Below are 4951 nucleotides of genomic sequence, written 5' to 3'. Positions count from 1 at the left end.
GAAATGGAGGAAAATATGAAAGTTATTTTATTAGAAGATGTGAAAAAAGTTGGTAAGAAGGGTGAAATCGTTAATGTATCTGACGGTTATGGACAGAACTTCTTAATTAAGAATGGTAAAGCTTTAATGGCAACAGAAACAGGCAAGAAGATTGTTGCTAAACAGGAAGAAGAAAAGAAACAGGAAGACTTAAAGAGAAAAGAAGAAGCTCAGGAACTTGCAAAGAAGCTTGAAACTATCGTACTAGAATTCAAGGTTAAGACTGGTAAGGATGGTAAGAGCTTTGATCATGTTTCTACAAAACATATCGCAAAGAAATTATTAGAAGAACATGGTATTAAGATTGATAAGAGAAAGTTCATTAATGCTTATCCAGTAGGTGCTTTAGGAACTACTAAGTTTAAGATTGAACTTTATAAAGGTGTTATTGCGACTATCAATGTTCATCTATCTGAAAAATAAGGTGAATACTTATGGATACAAGAGAACTCCCTCATGACTTAGAGGCAGAACGTGCATTGTTAGGGGCGATGTTGATTGATAAGAACGCATGTAATGATGTCATCAACATGGCAACACCTCAGGATTTCTATCTTGATGCGCATCGACTGATCTTTACAGGTATGAAGTTCCTTCATGACAGTAATAAACCGATTGATGCAACAACAGTGACTGATTATTTAATCAACCAGAAGATATTAGAAAAAGTAGGCGGGGTAGATTACTTATTGGTACTTGCGAATTCTGTACCTACAGTAGCCCATACAACACATTATCTTCAGATCTTAAATGAGAAGTCATTACTCAGAAGACTCATTAAGGAAGCCACAACCATCGTACAGGATGCTTATGGTGAAATTACTGATATCAATGATTTTATTGATACAGTAGAAAAAGACGTCTTAGAAGTCACAAGAGATAGAAATGCCGGGGAATTCAAGACAATTGAAAGTGTTGTACAGAATGTCACAGCCAGAATGAATCTCCTTCAGAAAAATGGTGGAGTTGTCTCTGGTGTAAAAACAGGCTATAAAGAATTAGATAAATTAACATCAGGCTTCCAGCCAGGTGATTTAGTTATTCTTGCGGCCAGACCTTCTGTAGGTAAAACAGCCTTTGCCTTGAATATTGGTTTTAATTCATCACTTAATAGTGAAGAAGCTGTCGCAATATTCTCACTAGAAATGCCTGCTGAACAGCTTGTAACCAGATTAATATGCTGTGCAGGATCTATTGATAACAATAAATTAAAAACAGGTGCGATTTTGAAAGAGAATGCGAATAAATACTATGCAGCAGCAGATCGTGTCACACGTTGTAATTTATATATTGATGATACACCAGCAATTAAGATTGGTGAAATTGCTGCTAAATGTAGAAGACTGCAAAGAGAACAGGGTTTAAAGATGGTTATTATCGATTATCTTCAGCTGATCTCTGGTCCATCTTCATCAAGAGAATCAAGACAGCAGGAAGTATCAGATATCTCTAGACAGTTAAAGGCATTAGCTAGAGAATTGAAGTGTCCTGTTATTGCCTTATCACAGCTTTCTCGTCAGGTTGAACAGCGTAAAGGAAAACCGATGTTGTCCGACTTAAGAGAATCTGGAGCCATCGAACAGGATGCCGATATTGTAGCCTTCCTTCATCGTGAAGACTATCAGAATAAAGAAAAAGAAGCAGAAACAAACGGCTTAACAGAAATCGTTGTAGCCAAGCACAGAAATGGTGCAACAGCCGATATCAGCCTTGTATTTGAAAAACAATACTCTCGTTTCTCAGATTACTATACAGGTCCAGAAAACCAGAATAGTGGTGAAGGACTAAGAATTTAAAAGCAGTGGCACATGCGCCACTGCTTATTTTCTTGGTCTGAATTGTATTTTCTTCTGATTTTCAAATTTAATAGGCTTTTCTACTATTTCATGACAATGACGACAACGTGGCTCATAGGCTTCCTTTGCACCTACTAAGACAATAGGATCATTAAAAGAAGCAGGTTTACCATTAATAATACGCTGTGTTCTTGTGGCAGGTGCACCACATTTTGCACAAACTGCAGTTAACTTAGTCACAAACTCAGCACGTGTTAATAAATCAGGTAAGACACCAAATGGTTCACCACGGAAATCTTTATCTAAACCAGCAACCATCACACGTAATCCACTATCTGCAAGATACTCACAGATATCTACCACATCTTCATCAAAGAACTGTACTTCATCAATAGCTACAACATCTGTATCATAATTCACATGATTAAGTATTTCCTTTGCTTCACTGATAACAATACAAGGTACTTTACTTCCTGCATGTGAGGCAATTTCAGTTGTAGAATAACGATCATCAATCTTTGGCTTAAACACAAGAATATTTTTTCTCGCATAAGACAGTACATTAATACGACGAATTAATTCTTCTGTTTTCCCTGCAAACATACATCCACAGATGACTTCTATCCATCCTTCACGATATTGATTATACATTTAATAAAACCTCCTAAAAGTTCACATAGATTTCATATACTCACTGTATTATACAGTTGTAGAGAAGAAAAACCATAAAAAATTTCCCCTGAATCCCATTAAAAAGAGTCGGTCATCATACCGACTTTTTTTGTTAGTTTAATTCATCAATTACTTCATCAAGAGAATCTAATATTTTATATGTTTTGCTTGCATATTCTTCTGTAGGATATTTCATATCAGGAATACAGATCACTTTAATACCAGCTGAAGAAGCTGCCTGAATACCTGCTTCACTATCTTCTAATACAATCGCTTCATCAGTCTTTACACCAAGCTTCTCACAAGATTTTAAGAAGACTTCTGGATGTGGTTTTCCATGAGTTACTTCATCACCACAGATAGAATCATCAAAATATTGTGTAATATGAGCCTGTGCTAGAATAGTATCAACACGATCACGATTAGAAGAAGTAGCGACAATAGTCTTATAACCATTTTCTTTTAAATAATTAAGAAGCACTAATAAACCCTTCTTAATAGGAACTCCTTCTGTTTCAAAACGTTTAGCCATTAAAGCATGCACATCTTTAATGACACTTTCAATAGGGAAGTCCTTGCCATAAGTATCGTAAAATCTTTCATAGATTCCTTTGATAGGCTTACCTAATAAAGTTTTATAAAATGCTTCATCCATTGTTAGATTCATTGGTTTTATGATTTCTTGATAACATTCAAAAGTCACTCTTTCAGAGTCAATCATTAAACCATCCATATCAAATATAACTGCCTTTATCATAATTCCTAGCCTCCAATTTATATATTCAAGTATATAAGAAATAGAAACCGTGTTCAATTAATTGCGAAAAATAATTGAATATATTATAATGGGTACGATTTGGAAGAATTAACCAATTTATATGATGAAATCAACATTATTAAAAGAAAGGATAGAAGATGAATACACTATTAGAAAGACTACAGACAGTAGAAAAAAGATATGAAGAATTAACACAGATCCTTATGGATCCATCTATCGCAAATGATATTCAGAAGATGACACAGGCTTCTAAAGAACAGGCTTCTTTAGAAAAGGCTTATAACTTATATAAAGAATACAAGGCTTTATTAGATGGTATCGAAGAAGCCAAAGAATTATTAAATGAAAATGATCCTGAAATCAAAGAAATGGCAAAAATGGAATTAGAAGAATTAGAAAAGAAACAGCCAATCATGGAACATGATATCCAGATTGAATTAATTCCTAAGGATCCAAATGATGAAAAGAACGTAGTAATGGAAATCCGTGGTGCAGCCGGAGGAGATGAAGGTAATATCTTCGCAGGTGACTTATTTAGAATGTATTCTAAGTATGCTGAATCACAGGGATGGAAGATTGAAATTGAAGAAGCTCAGCCTTCTGAAGCAGGAGGTTATTCACTTGTATCATTTATTATCAAGGGGAATGGTGTATATTCTAAGATGAAGTTTGAATCTGGTTCACATCGTGTACAGCGTGTTCCTAAGACTGAGACACAGGGACGTGTTCATACATCAACTGCAACAGTATTAGTTATGCCAGAAGCAGAAGAAGTAGATATCGATATTGATCCAAAGGATTTAAGAGTTGATACTTACCGTTCATCTGGTGCTGGAGGACAGCATATCAATAAGACTGACTCTGCCGTACGTATTACACATATTCCAACAGGAATTGTGGCAACAAGCCAGGATGGTCGTTCACAGCATGATAACCGTGCGAAGGCTATGCAGTCATTACGTACAAGACTTTATGAAGCTAAATTAAGAGAAGAAGAAGAAAAACTAGGAAACGAACGCCGTAATAAGATTGGTTCAGGTGATCGTGCTGAAAAGATCAGAACATACAACTATCCTCAGAACCGTGTCACTGATCATCGTATCGGTTTAACTATTCAGCAGTTAGACCGTATTATGGAAGGTAAACTAGAACCAATTATCGATGCATTAATTAATGAAGACCAGAGACTAAAACTTCTAGGAGAAGAAGAATAAGTGCTATTAGGTGAATTACTTAAACATGCACATGATTTAATTGATGATCCACATACAAATATCCCTGAAAGACTCTATGAAGATCTCACAGGAGATGCTTATTATCAACTATTGTTGAAAAGGGAAGAGCCTGTTGAAGAGGCTCTTCTTATGCAATATAAGGACTATTTGAATAGATACCTTAAGGGTGAACCTTATCAGTATATTATTGGAAAAGAATATTTCTATGGTAGAGAGTTTGATGTCAATCCAAGCGTTCTCATACCTCGCTATGAAACAGAAGAACTTGTAGAAAAGGTTCTATCTTATATAAAACCAGGAATGGTTGTGGCAGATATAGGTACGGGTTCAGGCGCTATTGCAGTTACATTAGCTTGTGAGTCAAAGGCGAATCTATATGCAGTAGATATCTCTAAAGGGGCAATAGATACAGCATCTAAGAATGCAAAGAA

The 4951-nt window shown here is 35.5% G+C and carries 6 protein-coding genes; 4 read left to right on the top strand and 2 right to left on the bottom strand.

The features are described from left to right. The first annotated feature begins 15 nt into the window (after nt 1-15). Entirely contained in the window at nt 16-462 is a 447-nt protein-coding gene (rplI, locus tag B2S90_RS00150) for a 50S ribosomal protein L9 (RefSeq protein WP_055233906.1), read from the top strand. An 11-nt stretch (nt 463-473) separates the two neighbouring features. Then, a complete protein-coding gene (gene dnaB / locus B2S90_RS00145; protein ID WP_055233907.1) occupies nt 474-1835 on the top strand; it encodes a replicative DNA helicase in 1362 nt (453 codons plus the stop codon). A gap of 24 nt (nt 1836-1859) precedes the next feature. On the opposite strand, the gene B2S90_RS00140 is transcribed toward dnaB, so the two are convergent. Together B2S90_RS00140 and B2S90_RS00135 are read right to left on the bottom strand one after the other, a co-directional pair. Continuing rightward, nucleotides 1860-2486, bottom strand: coding sequence for a thymidine kinase (locus B2S90_RS00140; protein WP_022425745.1), 627 nt, complete (start codon nt 2484-2486; stop codon nt 1860-1862). Between the two features lie 133 nt (nt 2487-2619). Continuing rightward, on the bottom strand, nt 2620-3264 hold the full coding sequence (locus tag B2S90_RS00135) for an HAD family hydrolase (RefSeq protein WP_055233325.1): 645 nt from the start codon (nt 3262-3264) through the stop codon (nt 2620-2622). A gap of 158 nt (nt 3265-3422) precedes the next feature. On the opposite strand from B2S90_RS00135, the gene prfA reads away from it, so the two are divergent. Both prfA and B2S90_RS00125 read left to right on the top strand, forming a co-directional pair. After that, on the top strand, nt 3423-4499 hold the full coding sequence (prfA, locus tag B2S90_RS00130) for a peptide chain release factor 1 (RefSeq protein ID WP_278779585.1): 1077 nt from the start codon (nt 3423-3425) through the stop codon (nt 4497-4499). Then, nucleotides 4500-4951 (top strand): 50S ribosomal protein L11 methyltransferase (locus B2S90_RS00125; RefSeq protein ID WP_286696356.1); only part of this gene is annotated, 452 nt, incomplete at its 3' end.

The organism is Catenibacterium sp. UBA627, from assembly GCF_002299355.1.
GTDB lineage: Bacteria > Bacillota_I > Bacilli_A > Erysipelotrichales > Coprobacillaceae > Catenibacterium > Catenibacterium mitsuoka.
Note: the sequence above shows the minus strand (reverse complement) of the source record. Positions and strands in the feature narration are given on the sequence as shown.